Origin of the sequence: Asaia sp. HumB, assembly GCF_030263835.1 — a bacterium.
GTDB lineage: Bacteria > Pseudomonadota > Alphaproteobacteria > Acetobacterales > Acetobacteraceae > Asaia > Asaia bogorensis.
Genome location: NZ_JARPML010000002.1, coordinates 565,676 through 588,139 on the forward strand (window position 1 = coordinate 565,676; position 22,464 = coordinate 588,139).

The 22,464-nt window shown below is 61.4% G+C and carries 18 protein-coding genes; 7 read left to right on the forward strand and 11 right to left on the reverse strand.

The annotated features are described in order from the left end of the window. Positions 1 to 18 precede the first annotated feature (18 nt). Together P5689_RS03875 and P5689_RS03880 are read left to right on the forward strand one after the other, a co-directional pair. A complete protein-coding gene (locus tag P5689_RS03875) occupies positions 19 to 1,113 on the forward strand; it encodes a histidine kinase (RefSeq protein WP_285532161.1) in 1,095 nt (364 codons plus the stop codon). Then, positions 1,110 to 1,724, forward strand: coding sequence for a response regulator transcription factor (locus tag P5689_RS03880; RefSeq protein ID WP_031241364.1), 615 nt, complete (start codon positions 1,110 to 1,112; stop codon positions 1,722 to 1,724). Before P5689_RS03875 ends, P5689_RS03880 begins: the two co-directional genes overlap by 4 nt. Here P5689_RS03880 and P5689_RS03885 read toward each other — a convergent pair whose 3' ends face one another. From P5689_RS03885 to P5689_RS03900, 4 genes are all read right to left on the reverse strand, one after another. Further along, a complete protein-coding gene (locus P5689_RS03885; protein WP_285533823.1) occupies positions 1,725 to 2,831 on the reverse strand; it encodes a glycosyltransferase family 4 protein in 1,107 nt (368 codons plus the stop codon). 47 nt (positions 2,832 to 2,878) lie between these two features. Continuing rightward, positions 2,879 to 4,690, reverse strand: a complete 1,812-nt coding sequence (locus P5689_RS03890; protein ID WP_285532162.1) for a heparinase II/III family protein — start codon at positions 4,688 to 4,690, stop codon at positions 2,879 to 2,881. A 27-nt stretch (positions 4,691 to 4,717) separates the two neighbouring features. Beyond that, complete coding sequence (rpe, locus tag P5689_RS03895) at positions 4,718 to 5,392, reverse strand: ribulose-phosphate 3-epimerase (RefSeq protein ID WP_023979589.1); 675 nt, start codon at positions 5,390 to 5,392, stop codon at positions 4,718 to 4,720. 89 nt (positions 5,393 to 5,481) lie between these two features. Continuing rightward, complete coding sequence (locus P5689_RS03900) at positions 5,482 to 6,744, reverse strand: RsmB/NOP family class I SAM-dependent RNA methyltransferase (RefSeq protein WP_023979588.1); 1,263 nt, start codon at positions 6,742 to 6,744, stop codon at positions 5,482 to 5,484. Positions 6,745 to 6,816: 72 nt separating this feature from the next. Between P5689_RS03900 and P5689_RS03905 the strand changes: the two genes are divergently transcribed. The 5 genes from P5689_RS03905 (at position 6,817) to P5689_RS03925 (ending at position 12,454) form a co-directional block, all read left to right on the forward strand. Continuing rightward, positions 6,817 to 7,500 carry a YggS family pyridoxal phosphate-dependent enzyme gene (locus P5689_RS03905; RefSeq protein WP_023979587.1) on the forward strand — a complete coding sequence of 228 codons (684 nt, stop codon included), beginning with the start codon at positions 6,817 to 6,819 and terminating at the stop codon, positions 7,498 to 7,500. A gap of 140 nt (positions 7,501 to 7,640) precedes the next feature. Further along, positions 7,641 to 9,629 (forward strand): potassium transporter Kup, encoded by a 1,989-nt coding sequence (locus P5689_RS03910; protein ID WP_023979586.1) that lies wholly within the window; start codon positions 7,641 to 7,643, stop codon positions 9,627 to 9,629. Next, positions 9,626 to 10,783 (forward strand): radical SAM family heme chaperone HemW, encoded by a 1,158-nt coding sequence (gene hemW, locus P5689_RS03915; protein ID WP_285533824.1) that lies wholly within the window; start codon positions 9,626 to 9,628, stop codon positions 10,781 to 10,783. The genes P5689_RS03910 and hemW overlap by 4 nt, the downstream gene beginning before the upstream one ends. Positions 10,784 to 10,942: 159 nt before the next feature. Then, positions 10,943 to 12,028 (forward strand): nucleoside hydrolase, encoded by a 1,086-nt coding sequence (locus P5689_RS03920; protein WP_023979584.1) that lies wholly within the window; start codon positions 10,943 to 10,945, stop codon positions 12,026 to 12,028. A gap of 3 nt (positions 12,029 to 12,031) precedes the next feature. Beyond that, complete coding sequence (locus P5689_RS03925) at positions 12,032 to 12,454, forward strand: DUF1489 family protein (protein ID WP_023979583.1); 423 nt, start codon at positions 12,032 to 12,034, stop codon at positions 12,452 to 12,454. A gap of 39 nt (positions 12,455 to 12,493) precedes the next feature. Here P5689_RS03925 and P5689_RS03930 read toward each other — a convergent pair whose 3' ends face one another. The 7 genes from P5689_RS03930 to infB all read right to left on the reverse strand — a co-directional run bounded on the left by P5689_RS03930 (position 12,494) and on the right by infB (position 22,401). Next, positions 12,494 to 14,536, reverse strand: coding sequence for an FUSC family protein (locus tag P5689_RS03930; protein ID WP_285532163.1), 2,043 nt, complete (start codon positions 14,534 to 14,536; stop codon positions 12,494 to 12,496). Positions 14,537 to 14,567: 31 nt separating this feature from the next. Beyond that, positions 14,568 to 15,998, reverse strand: a complete 1,431-nt coding sequence (locus tag P5689_RS03935) for a nitronate monooxygenase (RefSeq protein ID WP_285532164.1) — start codon at positions 15,996 to 15,998, stop codon at positions 14,568 to 14,570. A 60-nt stretch (positions 15,999 to 16,058) separates the two neighbouring features. Then, positions 16,059 to 18,212 (reverse strand): polyribonucleotide nucleotidyltransferase, encoded by a 2,154-nt coding sequence (pnp, locus tag P5689_RS03940; protein WP_285533825.1) that lies wholly within the window; start codon positions 18,210 to 18,212, stop codon positions 16,059 to 16,061. Between the two features lie 247 nt (positions 18,213 to 18,459). Next, positions 18,460 to 18,729 carry a 30S ribosomal protein S15 gene (rpsO, locus tag P5689_RS03945; protein ID WP_023979579.1) on the reverse strand — a complete coding sequence of 90 codons (270 nt, stop codon included), beginning with the start codon at positions 18,727 to 18,729 and terminating at the stop codon, positions 18,460 to 18,462. Continuing rightward, positions 18,713 to 19,666: a tRNA pseudouridine(55) synthase TruB gene (gene truB / locus P5689_RS03950; protein ID WP_285532165.1), complete on the reverse strand. Its 954-nt coding sequence runs from the start codon at positions 19,664 to 19,666 to the stop codon at positions 18,713 to 18,715. Before truB ends, rpsO begins: the two co-directional genes overlap by 17 nt. A gap of 15 nt (positions 19,667 to 19,681) precedes the next feature. Then, a complete protein-coding gene (rbfA, locus tag P5689_RS03955) occupies positions 19,682 to 20,107 on the reverse strand; it encodes a 30S ribosome-binding factor RbfA (protein WP_122039729.1) in 426 nt (141 codons plus the stop codon). Further along, positions 20,104 to 22,401 carry a translation initiation factor IF-2 gene (gene infB, locus P5689_RS03960; protein WP_408868562.1) on the reverse strand — a complete coding sequence of 766 codons (2,298 nt, stop codon included), beginning with the start codon at positions 22,399 to 22,401 and terminating at the stop codon, positions 20,104 to 20,106. The genes rbfA and infB overlap by 4 nt, the downstream gene beginning before the upstream one ends. Between the last annotated feature and the right edge of the window lie 63 nt (positions 22,402 to 22,464).

Sequence of the window (22,464 nt, forward strand, 5' to 3'; positions counted from 1 at the left end):
TCAGACCAAGGCCCTGTCATGCCTATCACCCTCGGCCCCCGTTCCCGCATCGCCTTTCGCCGCAGTATCTCGGGCATCTACCTGCTTCTCTTTCCCCTTCCCTGGCTCACGCGTGGCGGAAGTTTGGCAGGAATCGTCGCTTTCATCGCGGGGGCAGCCGTATTTCTGGCGCTACCTTTTCTGCCAGGTCGACTTGCCGTGCCGATTGCAGTCAGAGCCCTGATCTATGCCTTCATAGGTATCCTTCTCATACCGTTCCACGGCTATTGGGGGGTATTCTTCATCTCGGCCGCAGCGACATGCGGTGCCATCACGAACCGGCGCCTCGGTCTCACGATGCTCGCCGTCATATTGTGCGTCTGTGCATCGCTGACATGGCTCGCCTATGAGGATCTCATTGGATGTCTGATCACGATCATTGTCGCCATCGGTACTTTCGCCACCATGGTGCTGTCGATGGATCTGCACCAGAGAAACGAGGCGCTTGCCGCGGCGCAGGAGGAGATACGCTCCCTCACCCTCATCGCAGAGCGAGAACGTCTCGCACGTGACCTCCACGATACACTCGGTCAATCTCTGACGATCATCGCGCTGAAATCCGAACTTGCCCATCGTCATCTGCCGCACGACACCAGCAAGGCGCAGGATGAACTGGACGAGATTGGTCAGCGAGCGCGCAACGCTCTGGCTGAAACGCGTCAGGTCGTATCGGATATGCGCGTGACCTCTCTGCGGGATGAACTCGCCTCTGGTGTCGCCGCATTGAATGACGCAGGAATATCCACGGAGTCATCGGGCGAACCGGGGCTGATGCCCGCATACGCCGAGGCGGTCCTCGCCTTTGCCCTGCGTGAGGCGCTGACCAATATCCTGCGCCACGCCAACGCCGCGACCTGTCATATCGCATTCCAGCAACGCGCGACGGCGGTGTTCGAGCTTATGGTCCGTGATCAGACCAGGCCCCGCCATGACAGCAATATTTTGTTATCATTCCGAGAAGGGAATGGTATAAGCGGAATGCGTCGCCGCCTGGCCGAGATCGATGGACGACTTGACTTGACCCCGCGACCAGACGGCCTGACCCTCATCATCACGCTTGGAGACCTGTCATGAGGCAGAAGCTGCGCCTCGTTCTTGCCGAAGATCAGGTCATGCTGCGCGATGCCTTCGCGGCGCTTTTGTCGATGGAATCCGATTTCGAAATCGTGGGCAAGGCAGCCAATGGGCTTGAAGCCCTGACCCTGTCGCGGTCGGAGCGCCCCGATATTCTCCTCACCGACATTGAAATGCCGGGAATGAGCGGCATCGAACTGGCGGAAACCCTTCAGGCTGAGAAAGCCCGAACCGTGGTGGTGATTGTTACGACCTTCGCCCGCGCTGGCTATATGAAACGTGCACTCAATGCCGGGGTCCGGGGTTATCTGCTCAAGGATGCGCCGTTGAGCGAACTGGCTGGCGCGTTACGTAATGTCGGGCGAGGAGGACGCGCCATCGATCCTGGTCTCGCGCAGCAGGTCTGGGACGCCGCACATGATCCCCTGAATTCCCGCGACCGCGCGATATTGCGCCTGGTGGAATCCGGGCGCTCCAGCGAACAGATCGCAACATTCTTCGAGCTCTCGCCCGGTACGTTGCGTAACTGCTTTTCAGATATCATCCAGAAGATAGGTGCCCGTAACCGTGTCGAGGCGAGCCGTATTGCAAGGCAGAATGGCTGGCTCTGATCAACTCAGCAGCGTCACCACACGGCTCAGAACCTTCTTCTCGTCATAAAGCTGCGTGGCTCGATCCCGCCCGGCCTGCCCCATGGCGGTCCGCAAGGCCGGATCCCGCACAAGCTGGTTCAGTACATCGGCAAGGGGCGCCGCCAGACCCGGCGGCACCAGAAATCCGGTTTCACCATGCACAACCTGCTCATTGGGCCCGCGAATATCGGTTGCCACAACTGGCAGACCACTCAGCATGGCCTCGATGACCGACATGGGGAGACCTTCAAAATGGCTCGGCAGTGCAAAAATATCCGCTGCAGCCAGCAGCCTTGACGTATCCTCGCGGTAACCCAGCAAGCGCAAACGATTTCCAAGCACGGACGCGGCAGCGGCGAACTCGGCGGTCATGCTGTCGCCATGATCAGAGGCAAGACGCTCTCCCACGATCACGAGTATAGCGCCAGGCACGGCCTCCATCGCCCGCAATAATTCGGGATACCCCTTGTGGCGCACGATGCGCGATACTGCGATAACCACGATTGACGTGTCATCCAGACCAAGCGCCTCGCGATACGCGCGCCGGATTGTCTGATCAGGCCGGTAGAGCTGCGGATCACGACCATTTCCGACGGCTTTTGGCCAGGGGTGGATACGCAACCTCCGGGCATCGCGCGCTTCGGCATGCGATACGGTCATGTAGCGGTCGGTCACTTGTCCCGCCAGCCACTCCATCACGAAGGACAGAACCCGACGCCGCCAGGACCCCGGCTGGTTGAACAAATAACCGTGGCAGGTATAAGCGATGAGCGGCACATCGCACCACCAGGCGGCAATACGCGCCAGAAAACCGCTGATCGGCATATGACCATGCACAAGATCAGGTCGGGTGTGCCTGATGAGCCGGATGATCGCTCTGAGCGCGCGCCATTGCGCAACCGGTGAGTAGGACCGTGCCATGGGGAGGGCATGCACGACAAAACCATCATCCCGAACGGGGACGAGATGATCCCCCTCGGCACAGCCGCCCTCGACCTCATGTCCGGCTTCACGCAAGGCCCGCATCAGCGGGTGGATGAACTGCCGCATGGCGAAATCGACATTGGTGATTTCGAGAATACGCAATGCCGTTCCGCTGCCTGGCGGGATGTTGGCTTTCGAGCGCCTCTTTTTCATTCCGGGACACGCTCCATGACCCACTGAAGCACCTGACGGGAAGGTAGCGCCTCAACGACCGGCACGACACGCTCGGGGGGCGCGTTGTTTCCGTCAGGGATCGCGTCACCAGAGAGGTGTTCACAAGAAGCAGAGTCGGGCGCCGTCTGTGCATCGGGAGATTCCTGCCCTTGCTCGACTGGTAACGCCTGCCCTGCCGATGCGAGACCATCGAGCTGCGCATCCGCCTGAAGAGCCTGATCCTGTGGAACCTGGTCCGGCTGAGCGACGGGTCTCACGACAATCTGGAAGGCCGAAACCGGTTTCTCGCCACCGGCATAAACGCTCTTCTCCAGCGACAGGGCCCCGCCTTCCTGGCGGAAACGCCAGATCATGCCACCTGCATGCATCAGCACCTCATCGCCATCCGGCGCGAGTTCGGCCGTTACGGAAGGATGCAGGTGAAAGCGCAGGGCGAAGGCAACGCGACGTTCGCCATCTACACATTCCTCGCCCCGCAGATCCTCCCCTGTCGGGCCAAGATAGAGGCGCCGGCGCCAATGCACACCAAAACCGGGATACCAGCCATCATGCTGGGCATCGACCCAATGGGCGCCGTCCTGACTTTGATGAGCCAGGGTGACATGGGCAGGACGGCGAATGATCGTGCCATCAGCCCCAATATCACAGCATGAGGTATTCTCGACCACGAGAGATGAATGAGCCGCGGTCTGACGCAGCGCATGCTTCCAAGAGCCGCCGGCAGCGCCACCGCAATTCACAAAAAGGCGCTGGCGACCGAACGAAAACTCTAGAGACAGCGGGGCCGCGTGGGCATTGCGGTCGTAGTTGACCGGAGGGGGCGCACCACCATCGACAAAAAGAAGGGCCTTGCCCGCCGCAATGCGCCAGAACCCGCCATCCGGCATCGCTGAGGCCAGAAGCGTCTGACGCGCACCATACTGGATGATCCTGTCTATCTGGCGATCATCCTGTTCCTTGCTGCCATGAAACAGGGCCAATCCACCATCACCGTGCCTGAGCGCACGCAAAACGGGGCAGAGCCGTGCGAGGGCGTTCTGAACGGACTCCGACGGAGAGAGCTGCGCCATGCGCATGAACACACTGATCTCGGCCAGTTCCCGCGTCGCTTCCATCTGCGCCAGCGGACTGCGCTCGCGCAGCGTACCATCAGGCAGAATCTGCCGCTCGATTTCCTGATCCAGGAAGCGATGAAAGCGCTGCAGAAACCCAGTTTGCGAAGGTATGGCCACTGCGACGGAAAGCAGCCCCTTGAGCGCCGTGAAATTGCGCCACCCCTGTTCTGCGAGAGGCAGCATGATGGAAACCAGCCGCCCCTCTACAAGGAGGCGATCCATCAATCTCTGCCTGAACCCCTCACTGGCAGACGCCGCGAAGAAATCAAAATGGCCAAGCCAGGAGGCCAAACGGGCACCTGTCGCCGTAGCATTGAGCACAAGGGGATCAATTGGCGGCTGATCGAGCCAGCTGCTGACGATCGAACGGGCATAGAGCCGGGCTTCGTCGCTCCCAAGTGCGCGCAGATCGCGCAACCAGGTAAAGCCTTGCAGCCAGTCACGTGTTGCCGGGGAAACATCGGCATATTCCCAATCTGTCACACGCAGGGGTATGGACCGCCCCTCGAATCGGGCCGTGCCGCTAACGAGCAGGGCACCATGATCCGGGTTACCGGGCCAGATATCCCTTATGGCATGGACAGGCCGGTCTGGCGCACGCGCAAGCCCCGGCACACTCGATGGAAGCCGGGCAAATGAAAGACGAGCTTCACGCGCCCAGCGTCCGAGCATGCCGGTATGTTCCCCCAGATCAGGTTATCAGGACAGGCTGCCAACCTGTCTCAAAGAGTTGATTGCTGCAGCATAATCATCCTGACCATAGATGGAAGTCCCTGCGACCATCATATCCGCACCGGCACCCGTCGCGAGAGGCGCTGTCGCGAGATCAATGCCGCCATCGACGCCAATACGGATGTCGCGCCCCGTCGCATCGGCCATCTGGCGCAGCTTGCGGATCTTGGGCACCTGGCTCTCAAGGAATTTCTGCCCCCCGAAACCGGGATTGACGGTCATGACCAGAATGATGTCGACGAGGTCGAGCAGATATTCGAGCGCTTCGGGCGGCGTGCCGGGGCAGATGGCAATGCCGGGCTTCTTGCCAAGGGCGCGAATATGCTGAAGCGTGCGATGCACATGCGGGTTATTTTCCACGTGGACATGAATATGGTCCGCACCGGCCTTGGCGAAGGCCTCAATGAAGGCATCGGCCGGTTCGATCATCAGATGCACGTCAAAGGGCTTGTCGGTACGATTGCGCAGTGCTGCCACCATGCCAGGGCCGAATGTCATGTTGGGCACGAAATGCCCGTCCATCACATCCAGATGCAGCCAGTCGGCCCCATCGCGCACCACGGCTTCGACTTCCTCGCCCATGCGCGCAAAATCGGCGCTGAGAATGCTCGGTGCAATCAGGGGCGTTTTCAACTGGGGCATCGTTCTACCTTCTCTCTGTGTCGATCGTTCCGTATCGGGCTGCTCATCAGGCACGGCCCCATCGGGCGGCGCTCTCTGAACAAACCTTCTCAGGCCGTCTTGCGCAGCCTTGCAGCGAAAAAGCCATCCATACCGCCCTGCTCGGCCCACATGCCGGGATGAGTGCGGAATGTTCCCTGTTTTGTGAGTGCCTCGGGCATGGTCGCGAGCTCTTCAGCCGTAAAAGGCTCAAGCACCCAGCCGCGTTTGACCGCTGCTGCCACGCGCTGAGGACCTTCCTCATCCTGAAGGGAGCACACGGCGTAAAGCAGGATGCCGCCCGGCTTGAGCATGGCGCCAGCGGCATCGATCAGGCGATCCTGATCCTTTGCAAGCGCCAGCACATCACGCGGGCGCTTGACCCACAGGACGTCCGGATGACGACGCAATGTTCCCGTCGCAGAGCACGGCGCATCGAGCAGAACCGCGTCAACTTTCTCTTCTGGCTGCCATTGCAAGGCATCGGCGACAACCACTTCGGCATCGAGCCTTAGGCGCTCGAGATTCTGCTTGAGGCGCCTGGCGCGGGTTTCCTCGCGTTCGACTGCATAGACCTTGGCCCCGGCCACAGCCAGCTGGGCCGTCTTGCCACCCGGTGCCGCGCAAAGATCGACAACGCTCTGTCCCGGCGAGATATTCAGCAGTCGCGCTGGCATGGTGGCAGCCGCATCCTGAACCCAGAACGCGCCTTCCTCGAAGCCCTCAAGCTCCGTCACCCGCGTCCCCGGTGCGAAACGAACACTGCCATTGGGCATCATCTCCCCGCCTTCCGGCGCCGCAGCGCCCGGTTTCAGGGTCAGATCGATCGGCGCCTCGCGATGCAGGCCGGCCGCAATATCGCGAGCCCGGTGCCCCCAGGCCGTCCAGAGCCAGGCCGGAACATCAAGCCGATCGGCATCAAGGCCCTCGGCCAGTTCGTCACCATCGCGCGCCACACGCCGCAGCACGGCATTGGCAAGCCCGGCAAAGGGCGCCAGCCCACGACGACGCAGCAGGGAGACGATCGTACCCACGGCAGCATGAGGGGGGGTCTCGAGATGACGCAGCTGGGCCACGCCCATCAGCAACGCACAGCGCACGGGTGCCGGCGGCTCGCGACGAAGGAGCGGTTGCAGCAATTCGGTCATGCTGCCCATATGCCGCAGCACGGTCGCCGCAAGCCGGTGAGCGCTTGCACGATCCCTTGGGTCGGTCAGCGGGCTGCGGTCGAGCGTCGTCTCCAGCATACGTCGATGCTCGACGACACCGCAGACAATATCGAAGGCCAGATCGCGGGTCGGATCGGCGGGAATCTGAGAAGGTGCTTTGGACATTGCCTTGCCAATGGCATTTCGCGAAGCGCCGCGCTACCCCTTCGTGCATCTTAACAGCAACAACTTGCGGATATGGCCATGACAAACGACACGCTCTCCTCCCGTCTCGACCGGATTCGTGCGCGTATCGATGCCGCCTGCCTGACAGCCCAGCGCCCAAGGGAAAGCGTTCAACTCGTTGCCGTCAGCAAGTTTCATCCGGCTGCCGCCATCGAGCAGGCCCTTGAGGCCGGGCAACGCCTGTTCGGCGAAAACCGCGTGCAGGAAGCCAGAGAGAAGTTCCCCGCCCTGCGCGAAACCTGGCCTGATTTGCGCCTGCACATCATCGGTGGCCTGCAAACCAACAAGGCCCTGGACGCATGTCGCGTGGCCGATTGCATTGAATCCCTCGATCGACCTGGCCTGGCGGATGCGATCGCCCGGGCAGGTGACCGCCTTGGCCGCCTGCCTGACCTGTTCGTGCAGGTCAACACAGGTGATGAGCCTCAGAAATCGGGTATCCCGCGCGAGGAGGCCGATACATTCATCACGCTGTGCCGGACGCGTTTTGGCAACGCTGTGAAGGGACTGATGTGCATCCCTCCCGAGGATGAGGCACCAGCCCCCCACTTCGCATACCTTGCACAGCTGGCGCAGGCTCATGGTCTGGCAGAGTGCTCCATGGGCATGTCAGCCGATTTCGAAACCGCCATCGCCCATGGCGCAACACTCGTGCGCGTTGGCACCGCTATCTTCGGCAGCCGTCCCACCATCTGATTTCGGCCACGCCATGCTTGCGGCGACAGGACGAATGATCGTATGGCAGGCTTTATGTCAGTGATCGCTCACATCTATGTGTATCACGCATCGTATTTGCCCCCGTGCTTGCCTCGCGCTTGCCATGAGATGGAACAGAAATGACAGACAGGCCTGCCGGACAGCCAGGTTCCACCACTGCAGAACCAGGGTCCGTTGTCAGAAACGCAACCGACGGGCAGGGCTCCATCCGCGAGTTCGGCGCGAATGACGGCCTGCACAAGAAAGCCCCTGTCGGTCTGGCCGGTCTTCTGGGCGTTCTGGGGGTGGTTTATGGCGATATCGGCACCAGCCCGCTATACGCCTTTCAGGCCTCTGTCCAGATCGTCGGCTCGATCCGTCATCCGGCGGAAAGCTGGGAGATCATGGGTATCGAGAGCCTGATTTTCTGGGCGCTCATGCTGGTCGTCACCATCAAATACGTCATGCTCGTCATGCGTGCCGATCATGATGGCGAAGGCGGTATCATCGCGCTCATGTCTTTGGCACAGCGTGTCTGCAAATCGCCGAAATATCGCTGGTTCTTCGGCATTGTAGGTATTGGCGGGGCCTGCCTCTTCTTTGGTGATGGTATCATCACCCCAGCGGTTTCGGTTCTCTCGGCCATTGAAGGTATCGAGGTCTCGGTGCCATCAGCCTCCCACATCATCATACCGGTGGCGATCATCATCCTGATCGCCCTGTTCAGCGCGCAGGCACTTGGCACTGGCAAGATCGGTCGTGCCTTTGGTCCGATCATGATGGTCTGGTTTCTGACGCTGGCCGTCATGGGCATCCATTCCATCGCCCAGACGCCCCATATCCTGATGGCGCTGTCGCCTTATTACGCCGCGCAGTTCGTGCTCTATCACGGATGGCTGGCCTTCATCGCCCTGGGCTCTGTCGTTCTCTCCGTGACAGGTGCCGAGGCGCTTTATGCCGATATGGGGCATTTCGGTCGGACACCCATCCGCTATGCGTGGCTGTTTTTCGTCCTGCCGTCCCTGACGCTGAATTATCTGGGTCAGGGTGCCCTGCTTCTGCGCAACCCGGCGGCGCTGCAAAATCCGTTTTACCATCTGGCCCCCGGCTGGGCCCAGATTCCGCTTCTGCTCCTTGCCACCATGGCAACCGTGATTGCCAGCCAGGCCGGCATTTCCGGTGGCTTCTCGCTCTGCCGCCAGCTTATCCAGCTGGGCTATCTGCCCCGTATGCGCATCACCCACACCAACGCGGAGGAAGAGGCACAGATCTATCTTCCCGTGTTCAACTGGGTGCTTGCCCTGGGGTCGATCCTGCTCGTTCTCTCCTTCCGCTCTTCCTCGGCTCTGGCAGCGGCTTACGGCATTGCCGTCACAGGCACCTTCATGTGCACGGCCGTTCTGGCCATGGTGGTGTTCCGTCGCGTGTTCAACTGGAGCGCTCCTCTGGCAGGTCTCGTCTTTGGGTTCTTCCTGCTCAGCGATGGAACCTTCTTTGCAGCGAATGTGCTTAAGATCCCCGATGGCGGCTGGGTGCCTCTGGCGATCGGTGTTTCTGCCACCATTCTCATGACCACATGGGCGCGCGGTCGCAGCCTGATCCGCACCCGCCAGATGGCAGATTCACTGCCCATGGCGTCCTTTCTGGCGCGTCTGCCGCAGTCACGCACCGTCAGGGTGCCCGGCATGGCCGTGTTCCTGACGGCCAATCCCGATACCGTCCCCACCTGCCTCCTGCACAATCTCAAGCATAACAAGGTGCTGCACGACCACGTTCTGTTCGTGACGGTGCAGAACCTCGATCAGCCCGAAGCAGAGCGCGGCCATCGTGCGATGGTGCAGGAGCTGGCGCCGAATATTCACCGTGTGATTGTGCGCTACGGCTTCATGGAAATGCCCAATCTGCCCAAGGCCCTGGAGGAACTGAATGCGACCGGGGTTGAGTTCGATGCCATCCAGGCGTCGTATTTCGTCTCGCGTGAGCTCGTCGTACGCTCCACCCTGCCCAAGCTTTCAATCTGGCGCATGTGGCTGTTCCTGCTGATGGTACGCAATGCTGTGCCCAGCACCGAATTCTTCCGTATTCCGCCTGATCGTGTGGTCGAGCTTGGTGTGAGGATCGCAATCTGAGCGTAGCACCGCCGCTCTCGCTCTATGTGCACTGGCCCTTCTGTCTGGCCAAATGCCCCTATTGCGACTTCAACTCGCATGTGCGCGACGTCATCCCGCATGAGCGCTTCACAGCGGCGCTGCGTCAGGAGCTCGCCCATGATGCTGCCCGCACGGGGCGGCGCAGCCTGCGCTCGATCTTTTTCGGTGGCGGCACACCGTCGCTCATGCGCCCTGAAACTGTCGCCCTGATCATTCAGGATGCCCTGCACCATTTCGACGCCGCGCCTGATCTCGAAATCACGCTCGAAGCCAATCCGACCAGTGTGGAGCGCGAGAAACTCGCCGGCTTTGCTCAGGCGGGGGTCAATCGGATATCGCTCGGCATCCAGAGTCTGAACGAGGACTCCCTGCGTTTTCTGGGCCGTGAACATTCGGCTGGACAGGCCGTGCAGGCTCTGGAGACAGCGCGCACCCTCTTCCCGCGGCTTTCCTTCGACCTGATCTATGCCCGCCCCGGCCAGAGCCTGGGCGCGTGGGAGGCAGAGCTGCGCGAGGCCCTTGCCCTCGCCTCCGATCACCTGTCCCTCTATCAGCTCACCATCGAACAAGGCACGAAGTTCGAGGCGCTCTATCGACAGGGGCGGTTCACCCTGCCTGAGGGAGATGAAGCCGCTCGCCTGTATGAAAAGACTGCCGAAATCGCAGGCCTTTTCAGAATGCGGGATTACGAAATCTCGAATTATGCCCGCCCCGGTGCCGAGAGCCGTCACAACCTCACCTACTGGCGCTATCAGGATTATATCGGCATCGGGCCGGGAGCGCATGGCAGGCTGACGCTGGACGACACACTTCTGGCCACACGGCGGCATCGTGCTCCGGAAATCTGGGCAGACCGTGTCGAACAGCGAGGAAGCGGGTCGACCGAGGAAACGCCTCTGTCATCCGAGGAACGCGGGCGCGAGGCGCTCCTGATGGGGTTACGCCTGCGCGAAGGGATCGATCTGGACTGGTTCGCAAAGCGTACAGGGCGCCAACTGGCCGAGTGTGTGGACCCGATGATTTTCGAGGCGGCGCAGGAAGAGAATTATCTCAGCCTTCAGGACAACCGGCTCATTGCCACGGACGAAGGTCGTGTGAGGCTCGAAGCCCTGCTGGGTGCTCTGGTCCTCTGATCACCCGCGAGTCACCGCCCCTCAGCCTTGTGATTATTCAGACTGCATGAACACCCTGCACGCCACGAGATGACGTTCATCACCCCTTCCCTTAAGACTTTATTGCTCACAGTATGAGACACAGGGAACCGTCCCGCTTTTCCGGAGTCAAACCAGCTTATGCGTTGTTTCCTTGCCAGTCTGGCGCTTGCCGCCCTCACCATCGGCACAGCCTCCGCCGAAACCCGGAACGGTCCGGAGCTTGTGATTGCCGATAATGACTATCTGGGCCCGGGCGGCTCGAACATCCAATCCGTCATCCCCCTGCTGAACAACCCGAAACTGAAGGTTCTTGGCCTGACGGTCGTGGCTGGCGATGACTGGGAAAATGCCGAAAGCGCGCGTATCCGCCGCTTTCTGGAAATTTCGGGGCATCGTGATGTGCCGGTTTATGACGGGGCAACCCAACCCCTGATCAACACAGTGGCGCTCACGCGCCTGCGCGAGCAGCAATATGGCAGCCTGCCCTGGAAAGGGGCGTGGGGTGGCATGGGGTCTATGGACAAGACCCCTGACACGCAGCCCGCTGTTGCCCCGACCCCCGATGGCAAACCCGCGCTTCAGCCTCAGGGCATCCCTGCTGCGCTGTTCATGATCCAGCAGGTCCATGCTCACCCCCATGAGGTGACGATCATCGAAGCTGGCCCGATGACCAATCTGGCACTGGCCATTCGGCTGGATCCAAGCTTTGCGAGCACGGCGAAGCAGCTTGTCTTTATGGGCGGCTATCTTGACCTAGCAATGATGTCTGTCACCGGCAATGCGGATAACGGATCGGATTTCAATCTGATTTTCGATCCCGAGGCCGCCCATATCACCCTGACCGCACCCTGGGCCCATATCACCTCTGTTGCCAATGTCTCCAATGACGTGGTGCTCAGCAAGGCTGAGGTCGAGGCCATTGCGAAAGATCATCGCTCGGCCGCCACCGATTATCTCGTGCGCTACTATGTCCCGTTGGCCATGTGGGATGAAGTCACGAGCGCCATCGTGGCCGATCCCTCCCTCATTACCAGGAAGCAGGATGCCTATATGGATGTCGAGATCGGCAAGGGCATTGGCTATGGCCACGCCTATGTGTGGCCTGATGCCCTGGCACCCAAAGCAATGGGCGTCCGCAAGGTCAGCATCGTACAGACTATCGATGTCGATCGCTTCAAGAAGCTCTATGCCGGCTGGGCGCAGGGCTTCATGGGAAAGCACTGATCCTTGCTGCACATGATCAAACTGGTCGTCGGTTGCACGACCCTTGATGAACTCGCCGCCTGGATGCAGCGCGGCGAGCGTGTCGAGGGGTGCGGTGTCATACGCACGCGCACAATGCCCAAACAGGCCGATGAGATCAGTGGGCAGGGCTCGCTTTTCCGGGTGATGGGCGGGCTGGTGCTCTGCCGTCAGCCAATTATAGGGTTCCGACCCTTTACGCGCCCTGATGGCCAGTTAGGCACCCATATCCTCGTTACTGACGAGATCATTCCGGTTCAGCCGCGCGCCATGCGTCCATTCCAAGGCTGGCGTTATCTGAAGCCCGAGGACGCGCCCATCGATCTGGGCTCGTCACCCGCAGCGACGGGGATCGAAAACCTCCCCCCGGCGCTCAGACGCAGCCTGTCCGAACTCTGCCTGATCTGATTTCTCGCTGCTCTTATTGCCGAGCACGTGGGGACGGCCTCAAGTCACGGCATCTCCTGCCGCCTTGTTCTGAAGCCCGGCCCTCTGCCCCAGCCGCATCAAAGCTGTCTCGTCATTGAGCCAAGTGAGTACTTCCTGCATGGCGAGAGGGCCCTTCCTTTCGGCATCTTGCGGCACGATCTTCACGCCACGGGACTTTCCCTCAGACGCGATCGCCTGCGCCCACCGCTCGAAGCGTTCCGCTTCCTGCAGGTCAGGGCTTCGCAGCCCGTTCTGCATATCGAAGCGATAGAGGGTCAGTTCGCCGCTCAGGCGACGCAGCGCCCGCAGGACGGCCTGCACATCCCGTGACTCCCCATCGCGCAGTTGCGTCGCGAGCCCGCCGAACAGAGGCAGTCCCCCACGAGAGAACTCGGCAGCAATGGTTGTCATCCCGGCCTCACGCTGCGCCTTGTCGGTCTGGCCCTGATCCGTATCGCCCGAGAGAACAAGGCTGGCATAACGGCAATGGGCCAGTATCGCACGCCTGACCAGCGTCTCCCGGTCGGAATCGCCGCGCTGGGGCCAGAGCAGCAGGACGCAAAGCAGAGCGATCCCGCTGCCGATCAGATTGTCCAGCACGCGCGCCCACACGATGCCGCCTCCCGGCATCAGCGCCTCGGCAATAACGACCACCAATCCGGTCAGGAAGAACACCAGCATGGTGTAATTGACAGCACGGGTCGCAATCGCAGCGAGAGAGAGAAAAACCGCTGCGATCAGGAGGGGGATTTTGCCGGGCAGCATCAGAGCGCAAAGCGCCGCGAGCAGACTGCCCCCGATGCTGCCCACAACACGCTCCATGCTGCGCACAATGGTCAGGTTGCCAGCTGGCTGCATGACCAGCAGTGCCGCGATCAGCGCCCAGTAGGAAAACCCTTCGCCGCCATACAGACAGACGATCTGGGTCAGGGTAAGCGCCAGAGAAAGACGAAGTGCATGGCGCCATATCAAAGGAGTCAAAGCGCGCCCGCGCCCGGATTGTCCCTCACCTTCCTCACGATGGCGGCGTGAAAACGCGGCGATCATTTGCTGGAAAGCCGCGGCGCAGGCGATGACAGGCATGGCGTTCACCACACCACCGTTGCGCGACTCCCTGTCGAGGCGCTGTGCGAGTTGCCCAAGAATACGAAAATCGGGCTCAGGCCGCGCCACCTGCCGCATGCACTCGTGGCAGGCCATACCAAGCCGCCCGAGGAGGACGCGCAGCTCAGGTGATAAAGGCCCATTCTGTGAGAGATGCTCCAGCGCCAATAGAGCGGTAAAGACGCGCTCGGCCGCCATGAGTGTCGCTTCCATACGCCGGCGCAGGCGCATATTGCCATGACGCGCATCGAGCATCAGCAGCAAGGTTCGGGCACGTTCGATCGCGTTTCGCGCCGCCTGACGATGCACGGCCTCACGCAGGCGGCCGGCTGACAACTCGCGCGCCATCAGATCCAGAATATAGAACGTTGCCGAAAGGCTACGACGCGCCGGAGCATAAGGCTGCTGCCGCCAAAGCACCAGGCAGAACAGCGTCGCCAGGGCACCCCCCGCGAAGAACAGACCCGCAATCTCAGCCGCCTGACGCGGAGGCGATGGAAAACCGGTGGCTGCAACGGCGGCACATCCGGCCAGCGCCCAAAGCTGCATGACCGCCGGAGAAAACATGCGCGCCAGACCGCAACCCAGACCGATGAGCGCCACAAGCGGCACGGTGGCCCAGGGACCGAACAGGCTCAGGCTGGAAACCCCGAACACAAGAAGGGTGCCGGCCAGCGTGAACCCGCCCAGAACTTGAAAGCGCTCGCGATTAGGGCCGCCCGGATCGATCAGACAGGCCCAAAAACAGGCAAAGGCAATCCATGCGAGAACGGGTTGGTCGAAGAAAAGGGAGGGGGTCAGGGCGAGCGCCGTGACAAGGCCCGCTCGCGCGCCTTCGTACAGGCTCAGCTGCTCGGGCGTGAGCGTGATGGCATAACGCGCGAGATGGTTTGTGGAGGTTGTCAGAAAGGCAGCCAGAGGGCGAGAGGCAGAAAGCCGGGTCTTGCCCTTCATCATGCCGTTTCGCACCTCCGCTGTTTGAGGGCGCTCAGCGCCCCGTCATGATCTGTTCGACAAGCTGACCGACTGTCGGCGTGAAGCCATCAGCATAGAACGGATCGGAACCGAAACGCCATGCGTTCGTCCCACCAAACATCAAGTTATGATCAACCAACTGGTCGGCGGCCTCGATCCCCATGCTGTCATCGGCATGAGCAATGTCCTGCAGGCTCTTCTGGATGCAGAAGGAACGTGGATCGGACTTCGCCCCGTTGGTATAGTTCGGGCCGCGCTGGCTCCAGTTGGAGAAGCGACATTCCGAAAGACAGCCCATGCAGGCCACCTGATCGGCCACGATCACGCGGCTTTCTTCAGGCGCGACGAAAACAAGTGTCGAATCCGGTGTGCGCATAGCCTCGGTATAGCCTGCAGCCTCCCATGCCAGAACATGCTCGCGATCCGTTGCGGTCATCCAGACCTCGCGCTTGCGTGCACCGATCCCATGAGCCGTATCATGCTCGCCCACAGGTTCGCTGCTATAGGCCACCTGACGCTCGGAACGCCCGCGCAGGTTCTGCATGAAGCTGTTGTTCACAGCCGATGAATAGAAGCCGGTGGGCGAGAAGCGATTGAGATACACATCGCCTTCATGCAGTCGGCGCAGGCGGCGCTTCCATGCGTCAGGGATAGGGCTCTCCTGAGTCAGCAACGGGCGTGTGCCGAACTGGAACACGATCGGGCCGATCTCGGGATTATTGAACCAGTGCGCCCATTCCTCGAGCCACCAGACACCGCCAGCCATGATGATCGGCACGGTCTCGAGACCGAACTGGTTCATGGACTTGCGCAGCGCGGCAACGCGGGGATAGGGGTCTTCCGGCTTAAGCGGGTTCTCGGTGTTCGACAGCCCGTTATGGCCGCCCGCCCGCCAGGGATCCTCATAAACCACGCCGCCCAGCAATTCGGATGTCTTGCTGTACGAACGCTTCCACAGCGCGTTGAAAGCGCGCGCCGAAGAGACGATCGGATAATAATGCACCTTATGACGTGCGGCGATTTCCGACAGACGATACGGCATGCCAGCGCCGCAGGTCAGCCCGTCGATCATCCCGGGGGCACCCTCGAGGATGCCCTCGATCACCTGCTCGGCACCGCCCATCTCCCACAGGAGATTGGCGTTGATCATGCCCTTGCTGCCTGCAATTTCGCGGGCAATGCGAACCTGGGTGATACCGCCCTCGATCGCGTAGCGGATCAGTTCCTCATGACGCTCACGGCGCGTACGGCCCGAATAGATCTGGGGGATACGGTTGCCATCTGCATCATAGCTGTCGGCATTGACGGCAGAGACAGTGCCCACGCCACCAGCAGCAGCCCAGTGGCCTGCTGATATACCGGTCGAAACCGAGACGCCCTTACCACCCTCAACGAGGGGGAGAACCTCCCGGCCAGCCATGCGGACGGTATCAATCGACATCATAATCTGTGTTGTACTCCGAGGGAGGAGGCCCATTCATGGCCCTCCTCCTGAAACGGGAGATCAGTCAGCGTCACGCTGCCTGGTCGGACGAGCGGCCTTTGCACCGACGCTCTCCGAGATATCGGCGCCGGTCTGCTGATCGACAACGCGCATCGACAGCTTGACCTTGCCGCGGTCATCGAAACCGACAACCTTCACCTTCACGGCATCACCCTGCTTCACGACATCGGTGGTCTTGGCCACGCGACCATCAGTCAGCTCGGAGATATGCACCAGACCGTCGCGCGGCCCGAGGAAGTTCACGAAGGCACCGAAATCGGCGGTCTTGACGACCTTGCCATCGTAGATGCGGTCGATTTCCGGCTCAGCCACGATACCTTCGATGCGCGAGATGGCCTTCTGGGCCTGCTCGTCATTCGAGGCAGCGATGGTGATGACACCTTCGTCGTTGATATCAACCTTGGCACCCGAGAACTCGACGATCTCACGAATGACCTTGCCACCCGAACCGATCACATCGCGGATCTTCTCCTTGGCGATGTTCATGGTGGTGATCTTCGGCGCATTGCGCGAGACCCCCTCACGACCTTCATCGATCGCCTTGGCCATCTCGCCGAGGATGTGGATACGACCGTCACGGGCCTGCTCGAGCGCCACCTTCATGATTTCAGGCGTGATCGAAGTGATCTTGATATCCATCTGCAGCGCGGTGATACCGGATTCGGTACCGGCCACCTTGAAGTCCATGTCACCAAGATGATCTTCGTCACCCAGGATGTCGGACAGCACGGCGTAGCCACGATCTTCCTTAATCAGGCCCATGGCGATACCGGCAACGGGGCGCGGCAGGGGCACGCCGGCATCCATCAGCGCCAGCGAGGAACCGCAAACAGTGGCCATCGAGGACGACCCGTTGCTCTCGGTGATCTCGGAAACGATACGCACCGTGTAGGGGAAGCGGTCCTTGCCCGGCAGCAGCGGGTGCAGCGCACGCCATGCCAGCTTGCCATGGCCGATCTCGCGACGGCCCGGGCTTCCCATGCGGCCGCACTCACCAACCGAATAGGGTGGGAAGTTGTAATGCAGCATGAAGTTCGAGCGGTACTCGCCTTCAAGAGCGTCGATGATCTGCTCGTCCTGGGTGGTGCCCAGCGTGGCAACGACCAGAGCCTGCGTCTCACCACGCGTAAAGAGCGAGGAGCCATGGGCGCGCGGCAGGATGCCGACTTCGGACAAGATCGGGCGCACCGTCTTGGTGTCGCGACCGTCGATACGGATGCCGGTCTTCAGGATGGCGCCACGAACGACCTGGGCCTCAAGCTCCTTGAGCATCGGCTTGGCCATATCGACGTCCAGACCTTCCTCGGTCAGACCTTCGATGATGCGTGCCTTGGCGGTCGCGATCTTCTCGTAGCGTGCCTGCTTGGCCTTTTCCTTATAGGCGTCGGCCATCAGCTTGGTGCCGATCTTCTCTACGCGCTTGCGCAGGGCGATCTGCTCCTTGGTGGGGCCTTCGAGGTCCCAGGGCTGCTTGGCGGCGTGCTCGGCCAGATCGATGATCGCATCGATCACGGGCTGGAAGGCGGCATGGCCTGCGGTCACGGCTTCGAGCATGATCTCTTCCGAAAGCTCGGAAGCTTCGGATTCAACCATCAGCACGCCCTCACTCGTCCCGGCGACGACGAGATCGAGTGCGCTCTCCTTCATCTCCGCAATGGTCGGGTTGATGACGAGCTGGTCATTGATGCGGGCCACGCGAGCCACGCCAACCGGACCATAGAAGGGAATACCCGAAAGGGTGAGCGCGGCCGAGCAACCGATCAGCGCAACCAGTGAGGGGTCATTTTCCATGTCATGGCTGAGAACGGTCGCCGTGACCTGCACTTCATTGCGGAAGTTCTCAGGGAAGAGCGGGCGGATCGGACGGTCGATCAGACGCGAGATCAGGGTCTCGCTCTCGGACGGGCGGCCCTCACGCTTGAAGAAGCCACCAGGAATACGGCCAGCTGCATAGGCCTTTTCCTGATAATTGACGGTCATCGGGAAGAAGTCCTGGCCCGGCTTGACCGACTTGGCACCAACGGCGGTGCAGAGCACAACCGTATCGCCATAGGTGGCGACAACCGCACCATCAGCCTGACGGGCAATCTTGCCGGTTTCCAGAACGAGCGGGCGTCCGGCCCAGTCGATTTCCTTGCGGAAGTAGTTGAACATCATTCTGTCCTGATTAGGGGGCTTTGGCACCGGTTACGGTGATCTGAAGGGAACGGGCCCTGACTGGCTGGCAGCGTTTCGGACGGCATGGCAAGAAAGGCCGGGATCGGACCGGCATGTCACCATGTGGCCTGAAACGCCGAAGGCCGGTTCTGTCTCCAGCTTCAACGTTCAGTGACGAAGCCTGGTATCCCGCCGCCAGAATGACGACGGGAGGTGGCGGAGGCATGACCCTCCGCCGAGCATGTTAGCGGCGCAGGCCGAGACGCTCGATAAGGGTCTGGTAGCGGCCCTGATCCTTGCGCTTGAGATAGTCAAGCAGGCCACGACGCTGGCCAACGAGCATCAGAAGACCACGACGTGAGTGGAAGTCCTTCTTGTGCGTCTGCAGATGGCCCGTCAGGTTGACGATGCGCTCGCTCAGCAGTGCAACCTGCACTTCCGGCGACCCGGTGTCGGTCGGGTTGGTCTTGAATTCTTCGATCAGCGCCGTGCGGCGTTCAGCTGTAATCGACATCTCTGTCTCCGTATTTAAACGACTCGAATATCCGTATCGGCTTGAGACGGCCCTCCTGGACACGGCACAAACCGACAAGACACCCCCCCTCCTGGGCCTGCAGGACGTCACCCTCCCGCGGTGTCAGCATCAGAGCGGCGCAATCGGCCAGAGATAGGCTCTGTCCAAAGCGCAAGGCCTGTGCTTCTGCGTCGGTCACGGCCAGAGCCGGGATGTCGGCCAGCGCGGTCGAGACCGGGCGCAGAAGCGCTGAAAGTGCATCGGCCTTGTCGTCATTTTGAACCAGCTTGTCCAGTGTTATCGCATGGGTCTCGTCAAACGGGCCGCATTTGGTCCTGCGCAATACGGCAATATGCCCGACTGTCCCGCAAGCCAGGGCGATATCACGGGCGAGGCTGCGCATATACACGCCCTTGCCCGACTGTACCTCGAACACGGCATGGTCACGATCAGGACGGTCGACAAGCGTGATGGAGTCAACGCGCGCAGGCCGCGGCGGCAGGTCGGGCGGTCGTCCGGCCCGTGCGAGGTCATAGGATCGCTCGCCATCCACCTTGAGCGCAGAATAGACCGGCGGCACCTGCATGATATCACCGATGAGCGCGGGAAGAGCCGCGCGCAGTTCGGCATCACTGGGGCGATGCTCGCTTGTCAGCACGACCTCGCCCTCGCGGTCATCGGTTGTGCGCGACTCACCAAGGAACAGCGTGAAGCGATAACGCTTGGTGGCATCCATGATATAGGGGATCGTCTTGGTAGCCTGACCAAAAGCAACCGGCAGAATGCCCGTCGCCAAGGGGTCCAGCGTGCCGCCATGTCCAGCCTTTTTGGCATCGAACAGGCGGCGTGCCTTGTTCACCACATCGGTCGAACCGACTTTCAGGCTCTTGTCGACGACCAGCCAGCCGTCGATATCCTGCCCTTTTTTGCGTCCCATGACGGGTCGCTCCACTCAGTCTTCGGAATCAAGATCGCGACGGACTTCCGGTGTGCGCATCAGCGCATCCATTTCCATCGCATGTTCGAGCGCGGTATCGGGCTGGAAATGAATTTCCGGCACGATGCGCGAGCGCAGGGTCTTGGAAAGTCCTGTACGCAGGAACGGCGCCACGCGCTTGAGCGCAGGTAGCACTTCCTCGATATCGCTACGCCCCAGACGGCTGACAAAAGCCGTGGCGTGGCGAAAATCGGGGGAGATACGCACTTCAGTGACCGTCACATGCACGCCCGAAAGTTCCGGATCACGGAACTCGGTGCGAGCGAAGAGATCCGAAAGAACACGACGGACCTCTTCGGACATTCTCAGCTGACGCTGTGAAGGGCCACCGGCGTCGCCGGGCCCTGAAAAGCCCGGCACCTTGGAACGCGAACCCCTCATGCAGGGATCACTTCCATCTCGTAGCACTCAACCATGTCGCCTTCGCGCAGGTCGTTGTAGCCAGCGAAGGAGAGACCGCACTCGTAGTTGCGAGCCACTTCCTTGACGTCATCCTTGAAGCGCTTGAGCTGGCTCAACTCGCCTTCATGGATCACCACGTTGTCACGCAGCAGACGCACGCCACAGCCACGCTTGACCACGCCCTCGGTGACATAGCAACCCGCGACCTTGCCGACCTTCGTGATGTTGAAGACCTGACGGATCTCGGCGTAACCGAGGAACTTCTCGCGATGCTTGGGCGCAACCTTGCCCTTGACCAGCTGCTCCACATCGTCGGTCACCTGATAGATGATCGAGTAGTAGCGGATATCCACATCCTCACGCTGGGCCATTTCACGGGCCTGCGTGGTGGCGCGAACATTGAATGCCACGATGATGGCGTTCGATGCCTTGGCCAGCTGGATGTCGCTCTCGGTGATCTGACCGACAGAGGCATTCAGCACGCGGATACGAACTTCCTCATGCTCGAGCTTGAGCACCGAAGCCTCGATAGCCTCGGCAGAGCCCTGCACGTCTGCCTTGATAAGCAGAGCCACTTCCTTCTGCTCACCCGCCTGGATACGGGCCAGCATCTGGTCGAGCGTACCGCGGGCTGCGGCACGACCGGCTGCCATCTTGTCCTTCTGCTTGCGCTGACGGAACTCGCAGATCTCGCGGGCACGGTTCTCGTTCTCGACGACCACGAAAGGTTCGCCGGCACCGGGAACACCCGTGATACCGAGAAGCTCGACGGGCATGGACGGACCAGCATCCTTGAGCTGGCGTCCCTTGTCATCCAGCATGGCGCGAACGCGACCCCACTCGGCACCAGCCACGACGATGTCGGAGCGTTTGAGTGTGCCCTTCTGCACCAGAACCGTTGCCACCGGACCGCGACCGCGATCCAGACGGCTTTCGATGACCGAACCTTCAGCCACGCGGTTCGGATTCGCCTTCAGGTCGAGCACTTCTGCCTGCAGCAGAATGGCCTCTTCCAGCTTGTCCAGACCCGTACGCTTGAGCGCCGAAACCTCGACATCCTGCACGTCACCGCCGAGGGCTTCCACCACGATTTCGTGACTCAGCAGGGCCTGACGTACCCGGTCGGGGTTTGCACCCGGCTTGTCGATCTTGTTGATCGCCACAATGATCGGGGCATCGGCAGCCTTGGCGTGCTTGATGGCCTCAATCGTCTGCGGCATCACGCCGTCATCGGCTGCCACAACCAACACAACCACGTCAGTGACCGAAGCACCGCGGGCGCGCATCGAGGTAAACGCTTCATGGCCAGGCGTGTCGACGAAGGTGATCTTCGCGCCGCTGGGCACCGTCACCTGATAGGCGCCGATATGCTGGGTGATGCCGCCGGCTTCGCCAGCTGCCACATCAGTTGTGCGCAGCGCATCGAGCAGCGAGGTCTTGCCGTGGTCGACATGGCCCATGACGGTCACGACCGGAGCGCGTGTCACGAGGTCTTCCTCGCGGTCTTCCACACCCTCGATGCCCAGTTCCACGTCGCTCTCGGCAACGCGACGGACGCGATGGCCGAATTCGCTAATGACCAGTTCGGCCGTATCGGCGTCGATCAGCTGCGTGGCCGTGGCCATCACACCCATCTTCATGAGTGCCTTGACGACTTCAGCCTGGCGCAGCGCCATACGATTCGCCAACTCGGCCACCGTGATGGATTCTGGCAGGATCACGTCACGCACCACGCGGACCTGATCGGCGCGGAGACGCTCAAGTTCGGCCTGACGGCGCTCGCGGTCGCGCTGGCGACGAACCGAAGCGAGCGAACGCGTCTTGTCGTCATCACCTTCGATCGCGGCGCGGACGTCGATACGGCCCGAACGACGCGAATCACCACTCTTCTTGGGCGCAGCTGGCGCACCACGGCGCGGCGGTGCGGCCGGGGCACGGCGCGGACCAGCGCGACGATCATCCTCGGTTTCGCCACCAGCGCCACCGCGACGCAGATGCAGGGTCTCATTGCGAGGCGCTGCAGCCGATGCACCGGCCGCGGCAGGCGCAGGCTTGGGCGTGACGGGACGCGGCGCCATGACGGCACGTTCGGCCAGCGGACGCAGACGTTCCATCGGGGCAGCAAGCTGCACGCCACCGGTACGACGGGCCGACTCAGTCGCCTCGAGCGGCGCACGGCGTGCAGCTTCCTCGCGCTCGCGCTCGGCGGCACGCGCCTTGCGCTGCTCCTCGAGGGCTTCCTGCTTCGCCTGATCTTCAGCCGCGGCTGCCATCTGGCGGTCATGCTCTTCAGCTTCACGCTGGGCTTCAACCTCGCGGGCTGCTGCCTCGGCACG